Source organism: Roseomonas rosulenta, assembly GCF_016106005.1.
Lineage (GTDB): Bacteria > Pseudomonadota > Alphaproteobacteria > Acetobacterales > Acetobacteraceae > Neoroseomonas > Neoroseomonas rosulenta.
In genome coordinates this window covers 1-23,303 of the sequence record NZ_JACADR010000005.1, presented here as the reverse complement: position 1 = coordinate 23,303, position 23,303 = coordinate 1, and the positions used below count along the sequence as shown (strand labels likewise).

The 23,303-nt window shown below is 71.3% G+C and carries 31 protein-coding genes; 15 read left to right on the top strand and 16 right to left on the bottom strand.

The genetic code is table 11. The features are described from left to right. Window positions 1–130 precede the first annotated feature (130 nt). From HW578_RS01935 to HW578_RS01905, 7 genes are read left to right on the top strand one after another with little or no spacing between them, the layout of a single operon-like run. The gene (locus HW578_RS01935; RefSeq protein ID WP_198368839.1) at window positions 131–1,237 is read left to right on the top strand and encodes an extracellular solute-binding protein; all 1,107 of its coding nucleotides are present in this window, start codon (window positions 131–133) and stop codon (window positions 1,235–1,237) included. 40 nt (window positions 1,238–1,277) lie between these two features. Beyond that, window positions 1,278–2,216: a 2-hydroxyacid dehydrogenase gene (locus HW578_RS01930; protein ID WP_369407791.1), complete on the top strand. Its 939-nt coding sequence runs from the start codon at window positions 1,278–1,280 to the stop codon at window positions 2,214–2,216. Continuing rightward, the gene (locus HW578_RS01925) at window positions 2,216–2,986 is read left to right on the top strand and encodes a class II aldolase/adducin family protein (protein ID WP_198368838.1); all 771 of its coding nucleotides are present in this window, start codon (window positions 2,216–2,218) and stop codon (window positions 2,984–2,986) included. The genes HW578_RS01930 and HW578_RS01925 overlap by 1 nt, the downstream gene beginning before the upstream one ends. Beyond that, window positions 2,983–4,071 (top strand): ABC transporter ATP-binding protein, encoded by a 1,089-nt coding sequence (locus HW578_RS01920; protein WP_232478444.1) that lies wholly within the window; start codon window positions 2,983–2,985, stop codon window positions 4,069–4,071. The genes HW578_RS01925 and HW578_RS01920 overlap by 4 nt, the downstream gene beginning before the upstream one ends. Next, a complete protein-coding gene (locus HW578_RS01915; protein ID WP_198368837.1) occupies window positions 4,068–4,913 on the top strand; it encodes an ABC transporter permease in 846 nt (281 codons plus the stop codon). Before HW578_RS01920 ends, HW578_RS01915 begins: the two co-directional genes overlap by 4 nt. A 4-nt stretch (window positions 4,914–4,917) precedes the next feature. Next, a complete protein-coding gene (locus HW578_RS01910) occupies window positions 4,918–5,709 on the top strand; it encodes an ABC transporter permease (RefSeq protein WP_198368836.1) in 792 nt (263 codons plus the stop codon). Between the two features lie 4 nt (window positions 5,710–5,713). Next, complete coding sequence (locus tag HW578_RS01905) at window positions 5,714–6,724, top strand: dimethylarginine dimethylaminohydrolase family protein (protein ID WP_198368835.1); 1,011 nt, start codon at window positions 5,714–5,716, stop codon at window positions 6,722–6,724. Window positions 6,725–6,728: 4 nt separating this feature from the next. On the opposite strand, the gene lpxB is transcribed toward HW578_RS01905, so the two are convergent. The 6 genes from lpxB to hisI all read right to left on the bottom strand — a co-directional run bounded on the left by lpxB (window position 6,729) and on the right by hisI (window position 11,153). After that, window positions 6,729–7,880, bottom strand: coding sequence for a lipid-A-disaccharide synthase (gene lpxB / locus HW578_RS01900; RefSeq protein ID WP_198368834.1), 1,152 nt, complete (start codon window positions 7,878–7,880; stop codon window positions 6,729–6,731). Continuing rightward, window positions 7,877–8,764 carry a carbon-nitrogen hydrolase family protein gene (locus HW578_RS01895; protein WP_198368833.1) on the bottom strand — a complete coding sequence of 296 codons (888 nt, stop codon included), beginning with the start codon at window positions 8,762–8,764 and terminating at the stop codon, window positions 7,877–7,879. Before HW578_RS01895 ends, lpxB begins: the two co-directional genes overlap by 4 nt. Then, the gene (locus HW578_RS01890) at window positions 8,761–9,360 is read right to left on the bottom strand and encodes a GNAT family N-acetyltransferase (RefSeq protein ID WP_198368832.1); all 600 of its coding nucleotides are present in this window, start codon (window positions 9,358–9,360) and stop codon (window positions 8,761–8,763) included. The genes HW578_RS01895 and HW578_RS01890 overlap by 4 nt, the downstream gene beginning before the upstream one ends. A gap of 43 nt (window positions 9,361–9,403) precedes the next feature. Then, window positions 9,404–10,375: a formylglycine-generating enzyme family protein gene (locus HW578_RS01885; RefSeq protein ID WP_198368831.1), complete on the bottom strand. Its 972-nt coding sequence runs from the start codon at window positions 10,373–10,375 to the stop codon at window positions 9,404–9,406. A 65-nt stretch (window positions 10,376–10,440) separates the two neighbouring features. Next, window positions 10,441–10,692 carry a hypothetical protein gene (locus tag HW578_RS01880; RefSeq protein WP_198368830.1) on the bottom strand — a complete coding sequence of 84 codons (252 nt, stop codon included), beginning with the start codon at window positions 10,690–10,692 and terminating at the stop codon, window positions 10,441–10,443. Between the two features lie 59 nt (window positions 10,693–10,751). Beyond that, entirely contained in the window at window positions 10,752–11,153 is a 402-nt protein-coding gene (gene hisI / locus HW578_RS01875; protein WP_456308257.1) for a phosphoribosyl-AMP cyclohydrolase, read from the bottom strand. A gap of 45 nt (window positions 11,154–11,198) precedes the next feature. Between hisI and HW578_RS01870 the strand changes: the two genes are divergently transcribed. The 5 genes from HW578_RS01870 (at window position 11,199) to HW578_RS01850 (ending at window position 13,536) form a co-directional block, all read left to right on the top strand. Next, window positions 11,199–11,666, top strand: coding sequence for a Fur family transcriptional regulator (locus HW578_RS01870; RefSeq protein ID WP_232478443.1), 468 nt, complete (start codon window positions 11,199–11,201; stop codon window positions 11,664–11,666). Between the two features lie 138 nt (window positions 11,667–11,804). After that, window positions 11,805–12,227, top strand: a complete 423-nt coding sequence (locus HW578_RS01865) for a Rap1a/Tai family immunity protein (RefSeq protein ID WP_198368828.1) — start codon at window positions 11,805–11,807, stop codon at window positions 12,225–12,227. 16 nt (window positions 12,228–12,243) lie between these two features. Continuing rightward, window positions 12,244–12,474, top strand: coding sequence for a glycine zipper family protein (locus HW578_RS01860; protein WP_198368827.1), 231 nt, complete (start codon window positions 12,244–12,246; stop codon window positions 12,472–12,474). Between the two features lie 307 nt (window positions 12,475–12,781). Beyond that, a complete protein-coding gene (locus tag HW578_RS01855; RefSeq protein ID WP_198368826.1) occupies window positions 12,782–13,189 on the top strand; it encodes a Rap1a/Tai family immunity protein in 408 nt (135 codons plus the stop codon). A gap of 14 nt (window positions 13,190–13,203) precedes the next feature. Then, a complete protein-coding gene (locus HW578_RS01850) occupies window positions 13,204–13,536 on the top strand; it encodes a glycine zipper domain-containing protein (protein ID WP_232478441.1) in 333 nt (110 codons plus the stop codon). 43 nt (window positions 13,537–13,579) lie between these two features. Here the strand turns inward: HW578_RS01850 and metC are convergent, their stop codons facing one another. The 4 genes from metC to HW578_RS01830 are packed head-to-tail and all read right to left on the bottom strand — an operon-like array spanning window position 13,580 to window position 16,997. After that, on the bottom strand, window positions 13,580–14,782 hold the full coding sequence (gene metC / locus HW578_RS01845; RefSeq protein WP_198368825.1) for a cystathionine beta-lyase: 1,203 nt from the start codon (window positions 14,780–14,782) through the stop codon (window positions 13,580–13,582). A gap of 2 nt (window positions 14,783–14,784) precedes the next feature. Beyond that, complete coding sequence (locus HW578_RS01840; RefSeq protein WP_198368824.1) at window positions 14,785–15,627, bottom strand: sulfurtransferase; 843 nt, start codon at window positions 15,625–15,627, stop codon at window positions 14,785–14,787. 5 nt (window positions 15,628–15,632) lie between these two features. Further along, window positions 15,633–16,355, bottom strand: coding sequence for an alanyl-tRNA editing protein (locus tag HW578_RS01835; RefSeq protein WP_198368823.1), 723 nt, complete (start codon window positions 16,353–16,355; stop codon window positions 15,633–15,635). Next, window positions 16,356–16,997 (bottom strand): NUDIX domain-containing protein, encoded by a 642-nt coding sequence (locus tag HW578_RS01830; RefSeq protein ID WP_198368822.1) that lies wholly within the window; start codon window positions 16,995–16,997, stop codon window positions 16,356–16,358. It abuts the gene before it with no gap. 37 nt (window positions 16,998–17,034) lie between these two features. Here HW578_RS01830 and HW578_RS01825 point away from each other — a divergent pair, with 37 nt between their 5' ends. Together HW578_RS01825 and HW578_RS01820 are read left to right on the top strand one after the other, a co-directional pair. Beyond that, entirely contained in the window at window positions 17,035–17,952 is a 918-nt protein-coding gene (locus HW578_RS01825; RefSeq protein WP_198368821.1) for a DMT family transporter, read from the top strand. Window positions 17,953–18,070: 118 nt separating this feature from the next. After that, on the top strand, window positions 18,071–19,147 hold the full coding sequence (locus HW578_RS01820) for an AraC family transcriptional regulator (protein WP_198368820.1): 1,077 nt from the start codon (window positions 18,071–18,073) through the stop codon (window positions 19,145–19,147). On the opposite strand, the gene HW578_RS01815 is transcribed toward HW578_RS01820, so the two are convergent. From HW578_RS01815 to HW578_RS01790, 6 genes are all read right to left on the bottom strand, one after another. Continuing rightward, window positions 19,142–19,573 carry a GNAT family N-acetyltransferase gene (locus HW578_RS01815; RefSeq protein ID WP_198368819.1) on the bottom strand — a complete coding sequence of 144 codons (432 nt, stop codon included), beginning with the start codon at window positions 19,571–19,573 and terminating at the stop codon, window positions 19,142–19,144. The two genes, HW578_RS01820 and HW578_RS01815, sit on opposite strands and share 6 nt — an antisense overlap. Before the next feature lie 2 nt (window positions 19,574–19,575). Beyond that, window positions 19,576–20,037, bottom strand: a complete 462-nt coding sequence (locus HW578_RS01810) for a CopD family protein (protein WP_198368818.1) — start codon at window positions 20,035–20,037, stop codon at window positions 19,576–19,578. 2 nt (window positions 20,038–20,039) lie between these two features. Continuing rightward, window positions 20,040–20,672: a ParA family partition ATPase gene (gene parA, locus HW578_RS01805; protein ID WP_198368817.1), complete on the bottom strand. Its 633-nt coding sequence runs from the start codon at window positions 20,670–20,672 to the stop codon at window positions 20,040–20,042. 66 nt (window positions 20,673–20,738) lie between these two features. Next, on the bottom strand, window positions 20,739–21,185 hold the full coding sequence (locus HW578_RS01800) for a hypothetical protein (RefSeq protein WP_198368816.1): 447 nt from the start codon (window positions 21,183–21,185) through the stop codon (window positions 20,739–20,741). A 94-nt stretch (window positions 21,186–21,279) separates the two neighbouring features. Then, window positions 21,280–21,657 (bottom strand): hypothetical protein, encoded by a 378-nt coding sequence (locus HW578_RS01795; protein WP_198368815.1) that lies wholly within the window; start codon window positions 21,655–21,657, stop codon window positions 21,280–21,282. Next, window positions 21,657–22,958: a sulfite oxidase gene (locus tag HW578_RS01790; protein ID WP_198368814.1), complete on the bottom strand. Its 1,302-nt coding sequence runs from the start codon at window positions 22,956–22,958 to the stop codon at window positions 21,657–21,659. Before HW578_RS01790 ends, HW578_RS01795 begins: the two co-directional genes overlap by 1 nt. 51 nt (window positions 22,959–23,009) lie before the next feature. On the opposite strand from HW578_RS01790, the gene HW578_RS01785 reads away from it, so the two are divergent. Further along, a partial coding sequence (locus HW578_RS01785; RefSeq protein ID WP_304621625.1) for an NAD(P)H-hydrate epimerase occupies window positions 23,010–23,303 on the top strand: 294 nt, incomplete at its 3' end.

Genomic DNA, 23,303 nt, shown 5'->3' with positions numbered 1-23,303 from the left:
ATTTCGTCCGGGAGAGTTCACGCCGGCACGGCGGCAACCGCAAGTGGTGCCGCGTGGCACCTCTGCACCCGAGTGTCGTTCGATTCATGCGCAAGCGATACGACCCGCCACGGAGCGAGGAGAGACGGTGATGCAAAGCTTCCAGCAGGATTGCGTGGACCTGGCCATTCGCAAGTTCCGGCGCGGGGAGGTCGATCGCCGCACGCTCCTTGCGGGCCTCGCCGCGCTCGGCGCCGGGGTCTTCACCGGCGACGCGGCGCAGGCGCAGGCGGCGCGGCAGCTGGTCATGGTGAACTGGGGCGGCATCGCCAACCAGGGCTTCGGCAATTTCTACGGCGCGCCCTTCGTCGCGGCCAATCCCGGTTGGACGGTGGCGCAGGACAGCACGGGGCCCTCGGCTGGGCGCATCCGTTCCATGGTGGAAAGCGGGCGGGTCACCTGGGACCTGTGCGATTCCTCGGCGACGTCGTCCTACCTGCTCGGCGGGCTGAACCTGCTCAGCCGGATCGACTACAACATCGTCAACCGCGAGAACGTGATCGGCCCGACCTTCGCGCTCGAGCACGGCGCCGCGCCGTATTCCTTCTCCAACGTGCTGGTCTATGACAGCAGCAAGTTCCCCACCGCGCCGACCGGCTGGGCGGATTTCTGGGACCTGCAGAAATTCCCGGGCACGCGCCTGCTGCGCCGCGACGCGGCCGGCACCCTCGATGCCGCGCAGATGTCGCTCGGCCGCGACATGGCGAACCTCTATCCGCTCGATGTGCGCGCGTCCCTCGCGCGGGTGCGGGAGATCCTCCGCAACCTGGTCTTCTGGACGGGTGGGGCGGAATCCGAGCAGTTCATCCGCACCGGCGAGGCGGTGATGGGCCAGATCTGGCACACGCGCGCGAAGGTGCTGGAGCAGGAGAGCAACGGACGCTTCAAGTTCATCTGGAACCAGGCGATCCTGCAGCCGGGCATCTTCGTCATCCCGCGCGGCAATCCGGGCGGGGAGATGGCGCAGCGGCTGCTGGCCTCCATGCTGGCGAACCCGGAGCCGCAGGTGGAGCTGCTGAAGTTCCTCGGCAACGGCCCGACCAACCCGCGCGCGGCCGCCCTGGTGCCCGAGGAGTTCAAGCGCTTCAACCCGACCGAACCGGCCAATGCCGCGGTGCAGGTGGCGCAGAACGGGCGCTGGTGGGGCGAGAACTACGCCCGCGTGAACGCCGACTATATCGACATGGTGACCGGCTGAGCGCAGGCTTGTTGCGGCGCAACAAGCGGCAGGAGGCGGCGTGATCCTGGTGGTGAAGTCGGGCGGCGAGCGCGCCCTGCCGGACTGGCAGGCGTGCTTCGCCGAAGTCGCGCCGCACCTGACGCTGCACTGGTGGGACGACCCCTCTCTCGACCCCGCCAACGTGGACTATGCGCTGGTCTGGGACCCCGAACCCGGGCGGCTCGCGCGCCTGCCGCGGCTGCGCGCGATCTTCGGGTCCGGCGCGGGGGTCGATGCCATCATCGCCGACCCGCATCTGCCGCGCGGCGTGCCGCTGGTGCGCTGCGTGCCGCCGGAAGCCACGCAGCGGATGGGAGAGTACGTCGCCTGGGCGGTGCTCTCGCTCAACAAGGATGCGCGGCGCATGGCGATCGCGCAGGCGCGCAGCACCTGGGATTACTTCGAACCGCCCTTCGCTGCCGCGGCGCGCACCGTCGGCATCATGGGGCTGGGGGCGATGGGCCTGCGCGGTGCGACGATGCTGCGCGCGCTGGGGATTCCGGTCGTGGGCTGGTCGCGCACGCGCAAGGACCTGCCCGGCGTCGAGACCTTCGCCGGCGGTGCGGGGCTGCCGGCCTTCCTTGCGCGCAGCGAGGTGCTGGTCTGCCTGCTGCCCGCGACGGAGGAGACGCGCGGGCTGATCGCCGCCCCGCTGCTGGCGCAATTGCCGTGCGGTGCCGGCCTGGTGCAGGTCGGGCGCGGCGTGCAGCAGGTGCTGCCCGACATCGTCGCGGCGCTGGACAGCGGACAATTGTCGGGCGCCGTGCTCGACGTCTTCGACCCCGAGCCGCTGCCGCCCGACAGCCCGGCCTGGTCGCATCCGCGCATCACCGTCACGCCGCATGTGGCGAGCCTGCCGAGCCGCCTCGAACGCGCGCGCTACGTCGCGGACTGCATCGCGCGGCTCGAGCGCGGCGAGGCGCTGGCCCATGTCTACGACCCCGAGCGAGGCTACTGATGCCCCTGCCGCCCCCGCCCGTGAAGCCCGACCCCGACCGCGTTCCGACCGAGCGCGAAGTCCGGGAGGATCTCGCCGCCGCCTATCGCCTGGTCGCGCTGTTCGGCATGACCGACCTGGTCTTCACCCATCTCTCGGCGCGGCTGCCGGGCGAGGGGCACCGCTTCCTGGTCAACCCCTATGGCCTACTGTTCGAGGAGATCACGGCGAGCAGCCTGGTGGTGGTGGATGCCGATGGCGAACCGGCCCAGCCCACCGAATGGCCGGTCAATCCCGCCGGCTTCGTCATCCATTCCGCCGTGCACCGTGCGCGCGATGACGCGATGTGCGTCATGCACACCCACACCCTGGCCGGCATGGCCGTGGCCGCGCAGACCGGCGCGCTGCTGCCGCTCAACCAGATGAGCATGGAGTTCGACGGCCGCGTCGCGCTGCACGACTACGAGGGCATCGCGGCGGACGACAACCTGAGCGAGCGCGACCGCCTGGTGCAGGACCTGGGCGACAGGCCCTGCATGATCCTGCGCCACCACGGGTTGCTCACGGTCGGGCGCAGCGTGTCCGAGGCCTTCTACTGGATGTACTATCTGGAGCAGGCCTGCCGCATCCAGCTCGCCGCGCAATCCTCCGGCGTGCCGCTCAGCGTGCCGCCCGCCCCGGTGGTGCGCCGCGCGCGCGAGCAGTTCGGCACCGGGCCCACCAAGGGCTGGCTGCCCTGGCAGGCGCTGCGCCGCAAGCTGGATCGCGAGCAGCCGGACTACGTTTCTTGAGCGCCGCCGGCCACGCGCTCGGCATCCTCGGGCTGACCAAGCGCTATGGCAGCTTCACCGCGGTGGACGATGTCTCGCTCGATGTGGGGCAGGGGGAGTTCCTGACGCTGCTCGGCCCCTCGGGTTCGGGCAAGACCACCATCCTGATGGCGGTGGCGGGCTTCGTCGCGCCGACGGCCGGGTCGATCCTGCTCGATGGGCGCGAGATCACGCCCCTGCCGCCGGAGAAGCGCAACTTCGGCATGGTCTTCCAGGGCTATGCGCTGTTCCCGCACATGAGCGTGGCCGAGAACGTCGCCTTCCCGCTGCGCGTGCGCGGCCTGTCGCGCGCGGATCGCGAGGCCAAGGTGCGCGCAGCACTGGACCTCGTGCAGCTCGGCGCCTTCGCGGAGCGCCTGCCGAAGCAGCTCTCAGGCGGGCAGCAGCAGCGCGTCGCGCTGGCGCGTGCGCTGGTCTTCGAGCCGAACCTGCTTCTGCTGGACGAACCGCTCTCCGCGCTCGACAAGAAGCTGCGCGCCGAGTTGCAGGAAGAACTGAAGGCGCTACACCGCCGCGTCGGGCGTACCTTCGTCAACGTCACGCACGACCAGGAGGAGGCGCTGTCCCTGTCCGACCGTATCGCCATCCTCAACCACGGGCGGCTGATCCAGGCCGGCGCGCCGGGGGAGTTGTACGAACGCCCGCGCACGCGCTTCGTCGCGGATTTCCTCGGCAAGTCGAACTTCATCGAGGGAGCGGTGGCAACCGCCGATGCCGCCGGCTTCGTGCTGGCCGCAGGCACCGCGCGCATCGCGGTGCGCGCCCCTGCCGCGCCCGAGGGCACGCGCCGCCTGCTCTCGCTGCGGCCGGAAAAGATCGCGCTGCTGGCCGGGGAAGAGGCCGCCGACAACGTGGTGGAGGGCCGCATTCTCGCGTGGTCCTACCTCGGGTCCGGCTTCGCGCTGCGCGTCGAGACCGCCTCGCTCGGCGAATTGCGCGCCACGCTGCCCGCCTGGCAGGCCGCCTTCGCGCCCGCCGAGGGCCTGCCGGTGCGCCTCGGCTGGTCGGCGGAGGCCGCCGTGCCGGTCGAGGAGGATGCCCCATGACCGCCGCAGGGCGTCCCGGGATCGGCTGGTGGCTGCTGATCCTGCCCGCGCTCGTGCTGCTGCTGGTCTTCTACGTCGCGCCCATCCTGCAGGTGCTCGCGATCAGCGTGACGGAGCCCGAGCCGGGCCTGGGCAACTACGAACGCATCTTCACATCCGAATCCGTGCAGCGCGTCATCCTCACCACGCTGCGCATCTGCCTGATCACGACCGTGCTGGCGCTGCTGCTGGGCTATGCCATCGCCTATGCCATCACGCTCGCCACGCCGCGCGCGCGGGGGTGGTGGATCCTGGCGGTGCTCGTGCCGCTGTGGATCAGCGTGCTGGTGCGCGCCTTCGCCTGGGTGACGCTGCTACGCCGCCAGGGGCTCGTGAACAACACGCTGATCAATGCCGGGATGATCAGCGAACCCCTGCCGCTGGTCTGGAACGAGTTCGGCATCGTCGTCGGCATGGTGCACTACATGGTGCCCTTCGCCGTGCTGCCGATGCTGGCCTCGATGCGGGAGATCGACCCGCGCCTGCTCGCCGCCGCGCGTGGCCTCGGCGCATCGCGCGGGCAGGTGTTCCGCCAGGTCTTCCTGCCGCTGTCCATGCCCGGCGTGATCGCCGCCGCGGTGCTGGTCTTCATCTTCTCGCTCGGCTTCTACATCACGCCCGCCATCCTGGGCGGCGGCAAGACGCTGATGGTGGCGGAGTGGATCAGCCTGCAGATCCTCGACCTGATCCGCTGGGGGCTGGGCACCATGATGGCGACGATGCTGATCGTCGCGATCCTGGTCACGCTTGCGGTCTTCTCGCGCCTGGTTGACCTGCGGCGCATCTTCGGCTCGGGGGCCTGAGGCGATGGACGGCATCCACCCGCCCGGACCGGCCGCCCGGGGGCTCGCCTGGGCGACGGCGCTGTACCTGGTCCTGCCGATCCTGATCGTGCTGCCGGTGGCGCTGACTGACCAGCGGTTCCTGTCCCTGCCGCAGGACGGCGTTTCGTTCCGCCACTTCGAGACGGTCCTGACCTCGCCGGAATGGCTGGGGTCGATCTGGCAGTCCTTCACAATCGCGGTGGCGGCGACGGTGCTGTCGGTGGTCGCGGGGACGCTGTGCGCCATCGGCTGCTGGCGCATCTCGCGTCGCGCGACGGAACTCGTGCGCGTGCTGATGCTGCTGCCGCTGATCATTCCCTCCATCGTCTATGCGATCGGGCTGTATCGCTACTTCGGGCCGCTCGGGCTGCTCGACCGCTTCGCCGGCGTGGTGATCGCGCATGGCGTGACCGGCATTCCCTATGTGGTGATCACCGTCTCGACCGCGCTCGCGGCCTTCGACCCGCGGCTCGAACAGGCGGCGCGCGGCATGGGGGCATCGCTGTCGCAGACGCTGCGCTGGGTCATCCTGCCGCGCATCGCACCCGGCATCGTCTCGGGCGCGATCTTCGCCTTCATCCATTCCTGGGATGAGCTGGTGATGGTGCTGTTCATCGCCTCGCGCAACGTCTTCACCCTGCCGCGCCGCATCTGGGATGGCATCAACGAGAATCTCGACCCCGCCATGGCGGCGGTCGCCGTGCTGCTGATCCTGTTCACCACGGGGCTGCTCATGGCCGACCGCGCGCTGCGGCGCCGCAGCGAAGGAGGCTGACGCCATGTCGAGCGCCATGAGCGAATTCGACCACCGCTACAACATGCTGATCGAGCGCTTCGCCTCCGAGCCCGAGCCGCCCTTCAACAGCGCGGCCGAGCAAACCGCCGGCTGGGGCCGCCGCTGGGGCTGCAATTCCGATGTCGGCCGCCTGCGCATGGTGCTGATGCACCGCCCGGGACCCGAGATGGCCATCCTCGACACCCTGCCGCTGATCCCCGAGCTCGGCGCCCATGGCGACCCCGCGACCGGCGCTTATTGGCGCGGTGAAGTGATCCCGACGCTGGCCGAACAGCAGGCCCAGCACGATGCGCTGGCCGCGGCGCTGCGCGAGGAAGGCGTGGAGGTGGTGATGCTCGACGCCGCCGCCCCCGGGCGCCACAAATCCATCTACACGCGCGATTCCTGCATCGCCGTCGATGGTGGCGCGATCGTCACCCGCATGGGCCCGCGCATCCGCCGCGGCGAGGAACGGCCCGTCACGCAGACGCTGGCCGCCCTCGGCATGCCGATCCTGCGCACCATCCACGGCACCGGCCTGATGGAGGGCGGCTCCTTCGCCTATATCCGCCCCGATGTCGCGGTGATCGGCGTCTCCTCCCGCGTCAACGAGGAAGGTGCCAGGCAGATGGAGGAGGTGCTGGCCGTGCAGGGCACGCGCCTGATCCGCGTGCAGATCCCCGGCTACCGCCTGCACATCGACGGCGCCTTCGTGATGATCCATCACGACGTCGCGCTGGTGAATCCCTCCACGTTGCCCTTCGTCTTCATGGAGGAACTGAAGCGCCTGGGCGTGAAGATGATCCCGCTGAACCACCAGGACCCGTCCTGGGCGATCAACTGCCTGGCCGTGGCGCCGGGCCGCGTGCTGATGAGCGACCAGGTCGGCCCCCGCACGCAGGAGGCGCTGGACCGCGCCGGCATCAGCGTGCGGCTCGTCGCCTACGACAAGGTGTACCTGGGCGGCGGGGGCATCCATTGCTCCACCGCGCCGCTGGTGCGCGACCCGGTCTGACCGCTCAGGGCAGCGCCGCCAGTACCGCCTCGGCCGCCGCCACCGATGGCAGTCCCTCCGGCGCGCGCAGCTTCGCCAGCGATTCCGCGAAGCCGGCGCGCTGCGCCGCGGCGACGGCCGGATCGATCATCGGGCGCAGCAGCGCCTCCGCCAGGGACTCCGGCGTGCAGAATTCCTGCAGGCGCTCAGGCACCACCTCGCGCTCCGCCAGCAAGTTCACCAGGGAGGCATGCGGCACCTTTACCAGGCGGCGCACGATCGCCACCGTGATCGCGTTGAGCCGGTACGCCACCACATGCGGGATGCCCGCCACCGCCATCTCGAGCGACGAGGTGCCGGACTTGATGAGCCCCGCGCCGCCCGACTGCGCCACGGCGGCGAAGGCGTCGTGCTTGTCCTCCAGCGTCTCGACCAGGATCGGGCGGCCCGGCCAGTCGGCCACGCCGGCGCGCACCGCCTCGGCCACGATGGGGCCCACCGCCACGACCGGGCGCAGGCCGGGCAGGCGTTGATCCGCCAGTCGCAGCGCCGCGCCGAACACCGGCAGCAGGCGCTGCACCTCCATCCGCCGGCTGCCGGGCATGACGATGATGGGGCGATCGCCCTCCGCCAGCGCGTGCCGGGCGCGGAAGCGCGCCGCATCGCCGCCATCCGCGCCGCTCTCGAGTACCGGATGCCCCACGAAGGTCACGGGGATGCCCGCCGCCTCGAAGAAGATCGGCTCGAAGGGCAGCAGGCAGAGGATGCGGTCCACCTTGCGTCGTAGCTTCGCCACGCGCCCAGGCCGCCATGCCCAGACCTGCGGCGCCACGTAGTGCACGATGGGCTGGCCGATCGGGCGCACCATCTCGGCGAGGCGCAGCGTGAAGCCCGGGCTGTCGATGGTGACGATCACCGCCGGGCGGCGCGTCGCCACATCCGCCGCGGCATCGGCCAGCAACCGCTTCAGCCGGAAGATCTTGGGCAGCACTTCGAGCAGACCCATCAGCGCCAGGTCGCGATAGTCGAACAGGCTCGCCACGCCCTGTTCCGCCATGCGCGGCCCGCCGATGCCGGCGAAGTCGAGATCCGGGCGCCTCGCACGCAGCGCCGCCACCAGCCGCGCGCCGAGCACGTCGCCGGAGGCCTCGCCCGCCACCACATAGACCAGCGTCATGCGAAGACCGCCGCGGTCGGGCGTGCGAAGGGCGCGCGCGGCCAGTCGCGATGGTTGCGCACCTGGCCGTCCTCCCGCACGCGCTCGATCCGTGCGGGATCGAGCGTGCAGAACACCCAATGCTCGACATCGGGTTCGCCACGCGCCAGCACGCCATCCTCCGGGAAGCCGCGATCGACCGGCCCGAACACCGCCGCTTGGCCACGGTTCACATCGAGTGCCGCCGACCAGGGTGCCTCGCCGACCGTCGGCGTGATGGCGACGTAGCACTGGTTCTCCATGGCCCGCGCCGCCGCGCCGATCGCGACACGGTTGAAGCCATGCAGCGTGTCCGTGCAGGAGGGTGCGAGCACCAGCCACGCCCCGGCCTCGACCTGGGTGCGGACATGCTTCGGGAATTCCACGTCGTAGCAGACCGAGATGCCGATGCGCCCCCAGGGCGTGTCGAAGACCTTCGGGTCGGCGCCCTGCGACACACCCCAGCGTTCCGTCTCGAAGCGCGTCATGGCGCGCTTCTCCTGGAAGGCCAGGCGGCCATCTGGTGCGATCAGCGGCGCGCGGTTGACCACCGCGCCATCGCCTCGGCGCATCGGCAGCGTGCCGGGCAGCAGCCAGACCCCGAGCCGCCGCGCTGCGTCGCGCATCGCCTCCAGTATGTCCGGCGCGGCATCCACCATCGCCGCGAGTTCGCGCGCCTCGTCCGTCGCCTCGCCGCCGGCCATCGCGGCGCCGAGTTCGACGCAGGCGTATTCCGGCAGCACCAGCAGCTCGGCCGCCGCGCGCCCGGCCTCGAGCCGCGCCTCGAGCGCGCGGGCGAAGTCGGCGACCGAGGCCGGCCGCCCCACGCCGTATTGCAGCAGGCCGAGGCGCAGCGGCGCGCTCACAGCGGGTCCTTCACCCAGAAGCCGAGCGCATGCGGCGTCTCGCGGTCGTCGCCCACTTCCTTCCAGTCGAACACGACCGAGATGTCGGGCCGCCGCACATAGCCGCGCTTCGTCCAGAAGGCGTCGAGCGGCACGTAGTCCTTCGGCCGGCGCGGGTCGTTGTCGTTGCGCACCACGGCGCAGAAGGCCGCGGCGGTGAGGCCGAGGCGGCGTACATGCGCCTCGCGCTCGGCGAAGAAGCGCACGCCCGCGCCGCGCCCGCGGAATTCGGGCAGCAGCACGCTCTCGCCGAAGTAGCAGAAGCGGGCCGGGTCCAGGCCGCGCCCGCGGAAGGCCGCCTGCACGCGCGCGCCCGCCTCGGCCATGGGCTGGCAGGTGGCGCAGCCCACCGCGCGCTCGCCGTCGATGGCGGCGATCACCGCGGCACCGGGGCTCGCGGCATAGGCGGCGAGGTAGCGTTCCTCGTAGCCGGCCTCCCCGTCATAGAGATAGGGCCAGTCGCGGAACACCGCGATGCGCAGCCCGGCAAGCCGCGGCAGCCAGGCGCGCAGCGCGTCGCCCTGGAGCGTCTCGAAGCGAAGTCCGTCCGTCGTCATGGCGCGATCCATAGGGGCGCGCGCCGCGGCGGGGAAGGGGCCTTCAGCGTTCGCGCACCACCCGGAAGCCGCCGAAGGCGAAGCGGTCCGTGGTCCCCCCGCGCACCCGGTTGCCGGCGCGCACATACCAGGGCAGGTGGCTCCAGGAGCCGCCGCGCATGGCGCGCGTGGCGCAGTCCCCCGACTGGCGCGCATTGCCGTTTGGCGGCTGGCCTTCGAGCGTGGGGTTCAGGCAGTCCTGCGCCCATTGCCACACATTGCCCAGCATGTCGTAGAGCCCGAAGGCGTTCGGGCGGAAGCTGCCGCCCGGCGCGGTGTAGATGTGGTTGTCGGTGCAGCGGAAGGTGAAGGCCGGCCGCCGGTCGAGGTTCAGCGCATCGGCCAAGGTCAGATCCGCGACATTGGCGTACTGGCACGCAAGGGTGACGCTCTCGCCCCAGAAGCGCGCGGTGGTGGTGCCCGCGCGCGCGGCGTATTCCCACTCGGCCTCGCTCGGCAGGCGGTAGCGCCGGCCGGTCTTGCGCGTCAGCCAGGCGGCGTAGTTGTTGGCATCCTCCCAGTTGACGCAGACCACGGGGTGGTCGTCGGTCTGCGGGAAGCCCGGGTCGCGCCAGGAGATGCCGGGCCGCTCGAGGTACTCGTAGCTCGCGCCATTGTTCACGAAGGTCCAGCATCCGGTGGCGGGCTCGAAGCCGGTCTCGGCGACATAGGCGGCGAACTCGCCGCGGGAGACGGCGCGCTGACCCATCGCGAGCCCGGGCGCGATCACCACGCGCACCTGCGGCGTGGAGCGGCCGCGTACATCCGCCGGCACCCCTTCGCGTTCCTCCTCGAGGGCGGGCACGCCCATGGTGAAGGACCCGCCGGGCAGCATGACCATCTCGGGGCATTCGGGGCAGTCGCGGAAGGGCGTGCGCGAGGCTGGCTGCGCGAAGGCCGGCGCCGCCGCCACCAGCCCCGCCAGCAAGACGCCCGCCAGCACAGACAGGATGCGGACGACCTTGGCTGCGAGCATTACGACCTCCCGAAAGTGCCCGGAGCGTAACGCAAGCGGACGAGGGAATGGTAGCGGCGCAATGTTCAGCACGCGGCAATCGTCGCTTTTTTCTGTGCTTCCGCGACGCATGCCGCGCGGCTCTGGACAAAGGCCTTTCGCGTCAGGTTGCGCGGCACGACGACCAGGCGTGACTTGTGGTCGTGGTGCGGGGAAGGGGCTGCCATCATTGCGGGTGGGCAGGCCGGGCGCTGCACGCCGCGCACGATGACCCATGCCCGGGCCGCCGCACCGCGGCCATGGCGCAGCACTTCCCCTGCGGCGTCCTCAGAGAGCATTTGAGAAGGCCCGTGCCGCACTTGAGGATGCGCCTTGCGGCACATTCTCAAACGGTCTCTCAGGCCCCGTAGAGCGCCTTGGGGTCCACCAGCGGCTGGCTTATCTCGACCAGCGCATCGTCGCGCAGCGCCTGGAAGAAGCAGTTGCGCCGCCCGGTGTGGCAGGCGACGCCGGTCTGGTCCACCAGCGCCAGCAGCGTATCCCCGTCGCAGTCGATGCGCAGGTCCACCAGGCGCTGCACCTGGCCCGAACTCTCGCCCTTGCGCCACAGCGCGTTGCGCGAGCGCGACCAGTAGCAGACCCGGCCCGTGGCGAGCGTCTCGGCCACCGCCGCGGCATTCATCCAGGCCATCATCAGCACCTCGCCGGTATCGTGCTGCTGTGCGATGCAGGGCACGAGGCCAGCGGCGTCGAAGCGCAGCGCGGCGAGGAAGCGGGTGGTGGCATCGGCACTGGTCATCGCCAGATGATACAGTATCACCCGCAGCGGAGGCGAGGATCACCCATGCCGGATGTGTCGGCACGCGAAAGGGCCCTGCAGGAGGCCGAGCAGGCCTGCCTGCGCCGCGGCGCGCAGCTCACGCCGCTGCGCCGCCAGGTGCTCGACCTCGTGCTGCAGGCCGAGGCCCCGGTCGGCGCCTATGCGCTGCTCGACCGGCTGAAGGCGAGCCGGCCCGGCGCGGCGCCGCCCACCGTCTATCGCGCGCTGGATTTCCTGCTCGAGCACGGGCTGATCCATAAGGTCGAGCGCCTCAACGCCTTCATCGGCTGCACCGATGCCGGGCATGGCCACGGGCATGACCACGGCCACCCGCACCAGTTCCTGATCTGCCGGACCTGCGGCGCCACCGCCGAGATCGCCGACCACGCGGTCGCCCACGCCATCGACTCCGCGGCGCGGCGCGCCGGCTTCACGCTCGCCGAGGCGACGGTCGAGATCGAGGGCACCTGCGCGCGCTGCGCCGCCGCCTGACTTGGCGCCCCGTCCCACCGGCATGGCGCGCGTCGCATCGCGCCGCGCGATGCTCTTTCGCTTGATCGCGCGGGGGCATGGTCTAGCCTTCCGACAAGGCCCGCCATGACGGCAAGGCCCAGGAGGGAAAGGCCCGACATGTTCTCCCGCTCCATCACAGCTGCGCTGGCGCTCGCCGCCGCGCTCGCCGCAGCGCCGGCCTTCGCGCAGACCGCGACCGTCCCGGCCGTGCCGGGCGGCTTCACCGCCGCCGACCTCGCGCGCGCCTGCGGTCCTTCGGCCAACGACGCCAATGCGCCCGCCTCGCGCGCCGCCTGCTACGCCACGCTGGTGTCGATCGGGCAGGTGCATGCGATCTATACCTCGGGCCGCCAGGCGGCGCGGCCGGTCTTCTGCCTGCCCGATCCGTCGCCCTCGCTCGAGACCGTCTCGGCGGCCTATGTCGCGTGGGTCGCGGCGAACCAGCAATATGCCGGGGTGCGCGCGGCCGAAGGCGTGCTGCGCTTCGCCGCCGCCAGCTATCCCTGCGCCGCCCCCGCCGCCCCCGCCCGCCGCCGCTGAGCCGAAGGAGAACGCCATGACCACCATCAAGTCCCTTCGCCTCGCCGCCCTGCTCGTCGCGGGGATCGGCCTCGCCGGCTGCGAGGGCATGTCCGACAGCCAGCGCGCCACCGCCACCGGGGCGGGCATCGGCGCGCTGGGCGGTGCCGCGATCGGCTCGCTCTCCGGCAATGCCGGCTGGGGTGCGCTGATCGGCGCCGGCGTCGGCGGCGTCAGCGGCTACGCGATCGACCGCGGCCGCCGCTGAGCCGTCGAGCAGATCCCGATCAGGTGGACTCACCTGATCGGGTGAGGATGCCCGCCGAAACAACAGGCGAGAGGCGTTGCAGCGAGCCGAGGCGAGCGGAAACGGCTCTCGGCGCGCGGGGCCTTGTCCCCGCCCGCATCAGGCGCGAGCCAACCGGGGCGCGCGGGCGGAGCAACCGCCAGCGCGCCTTCGCTTTGCTTGCGGCGCATCCCGCCCTCGCCGATCCTCATTCTATGGCAGGCGAGTCGCGCTGCCCGCCGCCACAACGGCGTCGGCACGGTTCCGGCGCGGAAGGAGACACGCCCGCATGAGGTTGCCCTTGATGCTCGCCCTCGTGGCGGTTGCCGCCGGGCCCGCAGCGGCCCAGGCGCCCACGGGGGGCTCGCATACCGCAACGGTGGGGGAACTCGCCACGCTCTGCGCCGTGCCGGCGGGCGACCCGTCCTTCGCCCATGCCAATGGCCTGTGCCGCGGCTTCATCGCCGGCTTTGCGCAGTACCACGCGGCCATGACGCAGCCCGGCACGCGCCACCGCCCGCTGTTCTGCGTGCCGGACCCCGCGCCCAGCAGCGAACAGGCTGCCGCGGCCTTCGCCGCCTGGGCGCGCGGCAATCCGCAGACGGCGAACGAGTTGGCCGTGGACGGCCTCGCGCGCTGGTTCATCGCCACCTATCCCTGCCCGGCGGCGCCCGCGCGCCGGCCGGCGGCGCGCTGAGACGGAGGGCGCAGATGCGCAGGTTCATGATTCTCCCAGCCGCGGCGCTGGCGCTCGGCCTCGGCGGCTGCGCCGGCAACGACCAGATGACCGCCGGCGGGCGCGACGTGCTGCTGGGTGGCGCGGGTGGTGCGCTGGCTGGCGCGGCGATCGGTTCCTTCACCGCGCAGGCCGGGGTCGGTGCCCTGATCGGCGCCGGTGTCGGGGTGGTCGGCGGCTACCTCTGGCACCAGCACGAGATCGCCGAACGCCAGGCGGCCGAACGCCGACAGGCGCAGCTCAATCAGGCCTATCAGCGCGGCGTGCAGCAGGGCGAGCGGCAGCGCCGCAGTTCGACCACGCAGTGACGCGCTGAGGGCGGGCGGCCCAGCAGGGCCGCCCGCTCCTGCCTCAGCGCGGCAGCGTGGCCAGCCCCTGCTCGAGGTCGGCGATCAGGTCGGCCACGTCCTCGAGCCCGATATGGATGCGCATGGTCTGCCCGCCCAGGTCGTCGCTGGTCGCGGTGCGCGTGATGAAGCCGGTGGTCGGCAGCGCGAGGCTCTCGTAGCCGCCCCAGGAGGCGCCGATGCCGAACAGCTTCAGGCTGTCGATTAGTCGGAACAAATCGGCCTCCGAGTAGCGCGGCTGCAGCACCACGCCGAACAGGCTGCAGGACCCGCGGAAATCCCGCTGGAACAGCGCGTGCTGGGGGTGCGAGGGCAGGCCCGGATGCAGCACGCGCTGCACTTCCGGCCGGGATTCGAACCAGCGCGCGACGGCGAGGCCGCTCTGCTCCTGGTGCTTCAGGCGCACCGGCATGGTGCGCGCGCCGCGCAGCGCCAGCCAGCAATCGTCGGGCGCGGCGAAATGCCCCATCTGCGAGGCTGCGGTGCGGACCTTGAGGTAGTCTTCCTCGGTGTTCGTCGTGATCGAACCGAGCAGCACGTCGGAATGCCCGCCGACATACTTGGTCAGCGCCTGGATCGAGACATCGACGCCGTGCTGGAAGGGCATGAAGTTGTGGATGCCCCAGGTGTTGTCCATCATCACCGTGCAGCCGCGCGCATGCGCCGCGCGCGCGATGGCCGGGATGTCCTGCAGTTCGAAGGTGTGGCTGCCCGGGCTCTCGGTATAGACCACCTTGGTGTTGGGCTGGATCAGCGCGGCGATCTCGGCCTCGCCGATGGTGGGGTCGTAGAAGGTCGTCGCGATGCCGTAGTTCGCGAGCAGCCCGTTGGCGATGTTGCGCGCCGGGCCATAGACGCTGTCCGGCATCAGGCAATGGTCGCCGGTCTTGAGGTAGGCCATCAGCGGCACCGTCACGGCGGCGAGGCCGGTGCCGACCAGCACGCAGCGGGTGCCGCCCTCGATCTCGCAGATCACGTCCTCGAGCGCGTAGTGCGTGGGCCCGCCTGCGGTGCCGTAGGTCATCACGCGGTTGAAGCGGTCCTTGGCGAAGTCGCGCCGCGCCTGGGCGGAGGGCATCAGCACGGTCGACCCGCGATGCACCGGCGGGTTCACGAAGCCATGCGCGCGCGTGCCGGCGCGCCCGGCATGGGACATGCGCGTGGCGAAGCCTTGGGCCTTGTGCGGCGGGGAGAGGTCGTCGGGCATGGTCAGGCGCTCGTCTGCTTGATGGTTTCGGGGCGGGACGCCCATTCGGTCCAGGATCCGTCGTAGACGGCGGGTTCGGGAAGCCCCGCGCGCACCATGCCGAAGGCCAGCACGCAGGCGGTCACACCCGATCCGCAGGAGGTGACGACGGGCCTGCCGCCGGTGGCCCCCGCCGCGGCGAAGATGGCGCGCAGCGTGGCGGGGTCGCGGGCCTTGCCGTCGGGGCCGGCCATCTCGCTGACCGGGACGTTGGCCGCGCCCGGCATGTGGCCCGAGGGCAGGCCGGCGCGCGGTTCCGGCGCGGTGCCGTCGAAGCGCCCCTTGGCGCGGGCATCGAGGATCAGCGCCGAGCCATCCTGCACGATCCGCTTCACGTCGCCGATGCCGGCCAGCATGGACGCGCGGAAGTCCGCCACGAAGGTCGCGGGTAGGGGGGCAGGGGCCTCGCCGCTCTCGACAGGCCGGCCTTCCTTCACCCAGGCGGGCAGCCCGCCATCCAGCACCGCCACCTTGTCGTGCCCGAACAGCCGCATCATCCACCAGCCGCGCGGGGAACCGCGCAGCCCGTGCTGGTCGTAGAACACCACGCGCGTGTCGTTCGAGACCCCGAGCGCGCCGACCATCCGCGCGAACTTCGCCGGCGTGGGCACCATGTGCGGCAGGTCGGTCTCGTCATCCGCGATCCTGTCGATGTCGAACAGCCGCGCTCCCGGAATGCGCGCCGCGCGGAAGGCGTCGTACTTGTTGCCAGGCTCATTCGGCAGGAAGGTCGAGCAGTCGAAGACCACCAGGTCCGGCTTGCCCAGTTCCCCCGCCAGCCAGTCGGTCGAGACCAGCATCTCCATCGGCGTCACTCCCCCGCCAGCACCAGCGTCACGCGCCGGTTGGCCTTGCCCTTGTTCTCGATCTTCGTGACCTCGACGCGGCCGATCTCGCCCGTGCTGCGCACATGCGTGCCGCCGCAGGGCTGCAGGTCGACCGGTGCCGCGGGATCGCCGATGCGCACCAGGCGGATGCGCCCCGACCCGCGCGGCGGCTGCACCGAGAGCGTGCGCACCAGGCCGGGATTGGCGTCGAGCTCCGCCTCGGTGATCCAGGTCTCGCTGATGGCATGGTCGGCCGCGACCAGCGCGTTCAGTGCGGCGGTCAGCGCTTCCTTGGTCGGCGGTTCCGGCAGGTCGAAGTCGAGCCGCGCCTTCTCCACCGCGATCTGCCCGCCGGTCACGCCGGCGCCGGGGATCAGGCTGCACAGCAGGTGCATGCTGGTGTGCAGGCGCATGAAGCGGTGCCGGCGGTCCCAGTCGAGCAGCGCGGTCACCTCCGTGCCCACATCCGGCAGCGCGGCACCGGGGGCGGGCAGGTGCAGCACGGTGTCGTCCGGGCCCTTCACCGCCTCGGTGATGGCGCAGTCACTGCCGGCCCAGCGCAGCACGCCGGCATCGCCAGGCTGGCCGCCGGCGCGTGCGTAGAAATTCGTGCGCTCCAGCACCACGCCTTCGGGCGTTGCTGCCACCACGCGCGCGCTGACCTCGCGCGCATAGGCATCCTCGCGATAGAGCAGTTCGGTCGGCATTCAGGTGGTCCAGTCGTTGAGAAGGCCAGCGCGCCGGCGCGCGAAGCCCGCCAGGCACAGCGCGCCGGTGGCGTTGGCCATCCGGTTGTCGTCCAGCATGGCGATGGCCTCCGCGGCGTCCAGCACCATCAGTCGGATGTCCTCGTGCTCGTGGTCGAGGCCGTGCGTGCCCGCATGGCCCGGTTCGGGCAGGCGCGTGCGCGCGAGGAACAGGGTGATGTTCTCGTCGGACCCACCCTGGTTCAGGATGTAGCGACCCATCGGCAGCAGGCGGTCGGCGACCAGGCCTGTCTCCTCGGCCAGCTCGCGCCGTGCCGCCTCGGCCGGGTCCTCGTGCTCCTCCATCAGGCCCGCGGGGCATTCCACCATCACGGGGGCGAAGCCCGCGGCCAGCGCGGGCAGGCGGAACTGCTCGATCAGCGCGACGCGGTCCGACCAGGGGTCCCAGGGCAGCACCGCTACCGCCGGGCCGCGACGCCACAATTCCCAGGTCTGCAAGCCGCCCTCGGCGCCGTCGAAGCGCGTGCGGCGGAAGCGGATGCGCTGCAAGGGAAAGCGCCCGTCCCAGACCACCTCGTCCGAGAGCACCGTCAGGCCGGGATGCGCGGGAATGGGCTTCGCCTTGGGCGGTCTGGCGTTCATGCGGCGCGGAAACTACCCTCCGTGCCAGGAACCGTCCATGACCCCCGATACCCCTGCGACCCCTGACCCGGCCGCGACCGCGCGCGCCCGGCGGCGGGGCATCATCCTCGTGGTGATCGCGACCTTCACCTTCGCGCTCTCGGCCGCCTGCGCCAAGGCGATCGGCCCGGCCATCCCGGTCGCGGAGGTGATCCTGTTCCGCAACCTCTTTGCCATCCCGGCCCTGCTGCCGGTGGTGCTGGCGGCCGGCGGCTGGGCCGCGCTCGCCACCCGCAACCCCATGAGCCATGCCGCGCGCACGCTGTTCGGCATGATGGGCATGATCGGCGCCTTCTACGGCTACGTGCACCTGCCGCTGACCACGGTGACCGCGCTCGGCTTCACCATGCCGCTGTTCCTCACCGTGCTGTCGGTGCCGCTGCTGAATGAGCGGGTCGGCTGGCGGCGCGGCCTCGCGGTGCTGGTCGGCTTCATGGGCGTGCTGATGATGGTCCGCCCGGGCGGGGAGGGCATGCGCGGGGAGGGGCTTGCTGTCACGCTCTGCCTGCTGGGCTCGGTCGGCTGGGCGCTGGCGATGATCACAATCCGCCGCATGGGCGAGGCGGGCGAGAGCGCGGTCGCGATCGTCTTCTGGTTTGCCGTGGGCTCGGCGGTGCTGGCGGGCATCGCCGCCATCCCGGTCTGGGTCTGGCCAAGCGCCTGGCACTGGGCGCTGCTGGCCGGCATCGGGCTGATCTCCGCCCTGGCCCAGGTGCTCATGACCGACGCCTACCGCTCAGGCGAGACGACGCTGCTCGCCCCCTTCGAATATGCCGGCATCGTCTGGACCACGGCGCTCGGCGCCTTCATCTGGGCGGAACTGCCCGACGGATGGGACTTCGCCGGCATCGCGGTGCTGGTGGGGGCCGGGCTTTACATCTGGCATCGCGAGGTGACGCTTGGCGTACGGCGATAGCATCGGACACGAACTTTACAGAGATTTACAGTAGCTTTACAGCCCCCGGGCCGCGTAGCTGTTGCGGCATAAAGTTACAAACTGCTCATATTTTGGGCCGACCGGACACCAATCCTGCATGAACACTGCGGTTCCACCCGGCCGTGTCGCCGCCGCGCCGGTCCTTGCTTCTGCCGCGGCGACGCAGAGCACACCATCCCCGCGAAGCCTGGCCACCACCGCCGGCCTGCCCGAGGGACAGCAATTCGATGCCTGGCGCGAGCAGGTGGTGCCCTTCCTCGACATCGAGGCGCCGCAGCACACGGCAGGCTTCGACGCCGAGGCCACGACGCTGCGCTTCGGCCCCTTCCTGCTCTATGCCGCGCGCCTGCCGGCCTATGACTACGCCCGCAGCGCCCAGCGCATCCGCCGCGACAGCCTCGACCACTGGATGATCGGCTTCTGCCGGCGCGGCACGCAGCGCCAGCGCAGCGGCGACACCGTCCTCGACTTCCGCCCGGGCGTGCCGCATGTGCTCAGCATGGCGCAGCCCTTCGAGGCCCGCCGCGCCGGCGAGCAGGTCGAGTGGATCGCGCTCCACCTCCCGCGCGATGCCCTGCCCACGCTCGAGCCCGGATTTGAAGCGATGCTCAACCAGCCGCTCGCGGGCGCGCCGGGCGGCCTGCTGACCGATTTCCTCGGCGGCATCGCCGACCGGCTCGATACGCTGGTCCCTGCCGACCTGCCGTATCTCGCCACCGCCGCCGAGGCGCTGCTGGCGGCCTCGCTGCGCGCTGGCGCGAGCATCGCCTTCGCGCCGGGGATCGAGCGACTGCAACTCGCGCGGGTGAAGCGCCTGATCCGCGACAATATCGGCCAGGCGACGCTGCGCCCCGGGCGCCTCGCGGGCATGGTCGGCATGTCGCGCTCGCAGCTCTACCGTCTGTTCGAACCGCATGGCGGCGTCGCGCAGTTCATCCAGCGCGAGCGGCTGCGCCAGGCGCGGCGCCTGCTGGGCGACCCGGAGGAGCGACGCGACATCGCCACCCTGGCCGAGGCGGCGGGGTTCTTCGACCCGTCCTCGTTCAGCCGCGCCTTCCGCCGCGAATTCGGCTGCACCCCGCGCGAACACCGGCTGGCGGCATTGTCGGGCGCGCCCGGCGGGCAGGAGCCGCCATGCGGCGTCGGCCTGCCCGCGCTGCTGCGCGCGCTATAGCGCCTTGCGGAACCACACCCGCGCATGCCCCGCCGGCATGCCCTCAAGGCGCCCGAACTCGGCATAGCCGTTGCGCTGCCAGAAGCCTGGCGCCTGGAAACTGAAGGTGTCGGTATAGGCATTGGTGCAGCCACGTTCGCGGGCGATGGCTTCGGCGCGCGCCAGCAACTCCCCGCCTACGCCCTTGCCGCGCATCTCGGGGCTCAGCCAGAGCCAGTCGACAAACAGCCAGCCCCAGAAGGTGAGGCCGAGCAACCCGCCCAGCGTCTTGCCCTCGGCATCATGCACCAGGAGCGTCACGGGCTCCCGGTCGTAGTCGCCGCCCATCTCCTGGTTGAACGCATGCAGCCCGCGCTGGATGGCGCCCACCGCCTCGAACTCTGGCGCCGCGTCCTCGACGATCTCGAAGCCGCGCGTCTCAGCCATGCTCATCCGCCGAACCGTCCCCATGCCGCGACCGCCACCGTGACCAGTCCAAGCGCGAGATTGACACTGACGCCTTTGCGGATCCTGTCCAGCGCCGCGGCTGCCCCCGGCGCATCGCCCGCCGCCAGCGCGGCCCGCATCGCCCGCCCCGGCCCCAGCGCCACCGCGGCGAAGATGCCCGCCATCACGAGCCCGGTCAGGTGCATCAGGTGCACATGCCAGACGCTGCGTCCGAAGCCCCAGTACCAGCCGAGCCACATCGCCCAGCCGGTCAGGATCACGATCGGCACGACATGCCACAGGATGCGGAAGAAGCGGCGGAACACGCCGCCCATCAGCGCGAGGCGCTGCGGCGGGTCGAGTACCTCATGCGCCGCCGGGCGGAGCGCGAGGATGGCGAAGGCCATGCCGCCCACCCAGACCACCGCGCCCAGGACGTGCAGGATGAACAGGAGCGTCGCCATGCTCAGCGCCCCTGCAACGCGCGCAGCGCGGCGGCGAGAGCGCGCGCCTCGGCCGCCGCGACCCCCTTGGGCGCGGCCTCCACGGCGCCGAGCCCCGACATGAAGGCCTGCGCGAAAGCGGTGCGGTTGCCGAGCGCCGCCCCGGCCAGGGGCAGTCCGCGCTGCGCGATCTGTGCCGTCACCTGGTCGAGCAGCCGGCCCGAGGCGGGGGCGCGGTTCAGCACCAGCGCGAGCGTCCGCCCTTCCTTCTTCGCGAGGTCGAGCGTGGCATCCATCGACCACAGATCGGCCGGGGAGGGCTGCAGCGGCACGAGCACCAGGTCTGCGGCGCGCACGGCGGTGCGGGCGTCGCTGTCGTCATGCGGGGCGGTGTCGAGCAGCACCACGTCGCTCTCGCGCCGCAGCCGGTCGAGGACCGAGGGCAGGCGCCAGCCCGTCGGCGCCTCGAAATGCAGCGGGCGGGCCTTGGCCGAGCGCCCGCGCAGCTCGTCCCAGCGCGCGAGGGTGCGCTGCGGGTCGATGTCGAGCAGCGCGACGCGCGCGCCTTCCTCGGCATAGGCTGCGGCGAGGTTGGCGGCGATGGTGGATTTCCCCGCGCCGCCCTTGCGCTGCGCGACGGCGATGACGAAGGCCATGCGCGACTCCGTGTGTGGCGGCGCAGCATAGCAGAACGCCGCGCCGCGACGGAGCGGGTGGGCGCGTCAGCTGGATGGCTTGAAGTTGTGAAACTTGAGATATTCCGCGCTGTAGCACCAGCCGAGGATGACGAAGACGTCCGGATCGTTCAGGTCAGCCAGCAGGTCGTCCGGGATGCGGCCCCCCATTTCGGCAGGGGCGCGCATGCCGCGGACCTCGATCGTCAGGTCGTCTTCGTCCTGTTCGAAGTCGGCCGCATCATCGACGGTGAAGTCGGGATCGTCGACCTGGATCAGTCCGCTGGGGGTGCCATGGACCCCGCTGTAGACACGGATCAGGGAGACGCCACGCAAGTTGCTGACGAAGTCCAGCACGTCCTCCACGGTGGCATTGTCGTGCTTGCTCTTGCCCGCGATGTTCTGCGTCGCGGCGATGATCGACGACCCGACCGCCGTCCATTTGGTCGCGATCGAGGCCCTCTGCACCATGGCACCAAGACGCGTTTCGCTCATCGCGCGATGTCCCTCCCGAGGATGCGCGCAGACTAAGCTGTCCGGAGCCCGCGCTTCCACCAAGCGGCGAAAAGCGAACCTGAAATCACATCAATTAATTGAGAAACGGATTGCCCCCGCGCGGCCCGCGCGCGCGCGGCCCGTAGTGCTGCGCCAGGTAGTCCACGATTGTGGCGCGGAACTCGCCCTCGATCGGGTTCATGCCGTGCTTCTCCGCCATCCAGTCCATCAGCTCGTCCCAGCGGTCGCGGGTGAAGGCCGAGCGACGGATCAGCGCGGTATTGTGGCAGGCGGTGCAGTAGCCGAACACCTCGGCGCGACCCTCGCCCTCGGCGAGGACCGTCTCCTCCTCGGCGCGGGCGGAGATCTCGGCCGCCGCCTCGGCCTGGCGGCGCGCCAGGTCGGCATCCTGCGCCAGGGCAAGGCTGGCGATGAGCAGCGCGCCCACCGCCGGCAGCATCCAGGCCCGCATCAGCCCACCAGCACCGCGGCGCGGCTGATCGGGTTGGCGCCATAGCCCTGCGGGTTCCAGTTCGCCGCGACATGCGGCTGCATCCGGCCGTTGCTGTCGGTCGCGCGGTACCAGATCTCGAAATACCCGTCGGAGGGGAAGGCGATCCGACCAGTCCAGCGCTGCCAGGCGTGGCGGTTGGCGGGGGCCGCGACGCTCATCGCCTGCCAGGACTGGCCAAAATCCACCGAGACATCGACCGCGCGCACGCTGAGGTCGCCGGCCCAGGCCTGGCCTCGGATGTCGAGCGCGCGCGTGCCCGCGGGCAGGCGCGTGCCATGCGCGTGGCTGGTCAGCACCGAGCGCACCGGCATGCTTTCCATGTCCACGAAATCCGCGCCGTTGTTGCGGCTGCCGGGCACGATGGGCTGCGCCGGCACGCGGTAGGAGGTGCCGCCCATGCCGCGGCCGTTGTGCGGCGTGGTGCGCAGCTCGATCCGCGTGAACCACTTCTGGCTCAGCGAGCCCGGCCAGCCCGGCACCAGCAGCCGCGCCGGGGCGCCGTGCATCTGCGGGATGGGGGCGCCGTTCATGCGGATGGCGATGATCGTGTCCTCGTCCATCGCCTTGTCGATGCGCATGCCGCGGCTGATCGCCGGGCCCTGCGCCGAGAGATGGCTGTCCGCGCCGTGATGCCCGGTGAAGCGCGCGCCGTCCTTCAGCCCGGCCGCGCGCAGCACGTCGCGCAGCCGCACCCCGGTCCATTCCGCGCAGGAGACCGCGCCATTGCCCCATTGGTTGCCCGCCGCCTGCGGCGCGAAGCCCGAGCGCCCGTTGCCGCCGCATTCCATCTGCAGCCGCAGGGTCACCAGTGGGAAGCGGGATTCGAGCTCGCCCACGGTCAGTTCGAGCGGCGTGTTCACCTCGCCATCGACGGCGATCTTCCAGGCGCGCGGATCGGCCGCAGGCTCGGGGACGCTCCCGTTGTTGCGGATGAAGAACTTGTCCGCCGGGGTGATGTCGTCATCCAGCAGGTGCTCGGGCGTCTCGGCATTGAGCGGGCGCTCGCCCTGCAGGATGAGGCGCGCCTTGCCCTCCATCTGCAGGAATTGCGGCGCATTGCCCTGCGCGAGGGCAGCCGGGAGCAGGCCGCCGGGCAGGTTGCGCGCGAAGGGGATGGCGCCGCCCAGCGCCATGCCCATGGCTGCGAGCGCCGCGCCCTTCAGCGTCCCGCGCCGCCCCCAGACCAGCGCATCGGCGCGCTCGGGGTCGTCGCGGTAGAGTTCCGCGACCGAGCGTTCGGTCATCTTGTGTCCCGGCATGTGTTCCTCCCGCTTTGTTTGCGCTCTTGTGCATGTAAGGATGACCCATCCATGGCCCACCCGGCAAGCCCGGTCGAGATCCTGACGCCGGCCGAGATGGCGCGGGCCGATGCGCTGGCCATCGCCGCGGGCATTCCGGTCGAACGCCTGATGGAGGCCGCCGGGCGCGCCGTGGCACGGTCGGCCATCCGCCGCTTCCGTCCCACCCGCACGCTGGTTCTCGCGGGGCCCGGCAACAATGGCGGCGATGGCTACGTGGCGGCCCGGCTGCTGGAGCAGGCCGGATGGCCGGTGGTGGTGGCCGCCCTGGCGCCGCCGGGCGCGGGCAGCGCCGCCGCGCAGGCC

Coding starts and splice junctions, on each gene's coding strand:
- HW578_RS01935 (WP_198368839.1), top strand. CDS start 131: ATGCAAAGCTTCCAGCAGGATTGCGTGGACCTGGCCATTCGCAAGTTC.
- HW578_RS01925 (WP_198368838.1), top strand. CDS start 2,216: ATGCCCCTGCCGCCCCCGCCCGTGAAGCCCGACCCCGACCGCGTTCCG.
- HW578_RS01915 (WP_198368837.1), top strand. CDS start 4,068: ATGACCGCCGCAGGGCGTCCCGGGATCGGCTGGTGGCTGCTGATCCTG.
- HW578_RS01910 (WP_198368836.1), top strand. CDS start 4,918: ATGGACGGCATCCACCCGCCCGGACCGGCCGCCCGGGGGCTCGCCTGG.
- HW578_RS01905 (WP_198368835.1), top strand. CDS start 5,714: ATGTCGAGCGCCATGAGCGAATTCGACCACCGCTACAACATGCTGATC.
- lpxB (WP_198368834.1), bottom strand. CDS start 7,880: ATGACGCTGGTCTATGTGGTGGCGGGCGAGGCCTCCGGCGACGTGCTC.
- HW578_RS01890 (WP_198368832.1), bottom strand. CDS start 9,360: ATGACGACGGACGGACTTCGCTTCGAGACGCTCCAGGGCGACGCGCTG.
- HW578_RS01885 (WP_198368831.1), bottom strand. CDS start 10,375: ATGCTCGCAGCCAAGGTCGTCCGCATCCTGTCTGTGCTGGCGGGCGTC.
- HW578_RS01880 (WP_198368830.1), bottom strand. CDS start 10,692: ATGCTCTCTGAGGACGCCGCAGGGGAAGTGCTGCGCCATGGCCGCGGT.
- hisI (WP_456308257.1), bottom strand. CDS start 11,153: ATGACCAGTGCCGATGCCACCACCCGCTTCCTCGCCGCGCTGCGCTTC.
- HW578_RS01870 (WP_232478443.1), top strand. CDS start 11,199: ATGCCGGATGTGTCGGCACGCGAAAGGGCCCTGCAGGAGGCCGAGCAG.
- HW578_RS01865 (WP_198368828.1), top strand. CDS start 11,805: ATGTTCTCCCGCTCCATCACAGCTGCGCTGGCGCTCGCCGCCGCGCTC.
- HW578_RS01860 (WP_198368827.1), top strand. CDS start 12,244: ATGACCACCATCAAGTCCCTTCGCCTCGCCGCCCTGCTCGTCGCGGGG.
- HW578_RS01855 (WP_198368826.1), top strand. CDS start 12,782: ATGAGGTTGCCCTTGATGCTCGCCCTCGTGGCGGTTGCCGCCGGGCCC.
- HW578_RS01850 (WP_232478441.1), top strand. CDS start 13,204: ATGCGCAGGTTCATGATTCTCCCAGCCGCGGCGCTGGCGCTCGGCCTC.
- metC (WP_198368825.1), bottom strand. CDS start 14,782: ATGCCCGACGACCTCTCCCCGCCGCACAAGGCCCAAGGCTTCGCCACG.
- HW578_RS01840 (WP_198368824.1), bottom strand. CDS start 15,627: ATGGAGATGCTGGTCTCGACCGACTGGCTGGCGGGGGAACTGGGCAAG.
- HW578_RS01835 (WP_198368823.1), bottom strand. CDS start 16,355: ATGCCGACCGAACTGCTCTATCGCGAGGATGCCTATGCGCGCGAGGTC.
- HW578_RS01830 (WP_198368822.1), bottom strand. CDS start 16,997: ATGAACGCCAGACCGCCCAAGGCGAAGCCCATTCCCGCGCATCCCGGC.
- HW578_RS01825 (WP_198368821.1), top strand. CDS start 17,035: ATGACCCCCGATACCCCTGCGACCCCTGACCCGGCCGCGACCGCGCGC.
- HW578_RS01820 (WP_198368820.1), top strand. CDS start 18,071: ATGAACACTGCGGTTCCACCCGGCCGTGTCGCCGCCGCGCCGGTCCTT.
- HW578_RS01815 (WP_198368819.1), bottom strand. CDS start 19,573: ATGGCTGAGACGCGCGGCTTCGAGATCGTCGAGGACGCGGCGCCAGAG.
- HW578_RS01810 (WP_198368818.1), bottom strand. CDS start 20,037: ATGGCGACGCTCCTGTTCATCCTGCACGTCCTGGGCGCGGTGGTCTGG.
- parA (WP_198368817.1), bottom strand. CDS start 20,672: ATGGCCTTCGTCATCGCCGTCGCGCAGCGCAAGGGCGGCGCGGGGAAA.
- HW578_RS01800 (WP_198368816.1), bottom strand. CDS start 21,185: ATGAGCGAAACGCGTCTTGGTGCCATGGTGCAGAGGGCCTCGATCGCG.
- HW578_RS01795 (WP_198368815.1), bottom strand. CDS start 21,657: ATGCGGGCCTGGATGCTGCCGGCGGTGGGCGCGCTGCTCATCGCCAGC.
- HW578_RS01790 (WP_198368814.1), bottom strand. CDS start 22,958: ATGCCGGGACACAAGATGACCGAACGCTCGGTCGCGGAACTCTACCGC.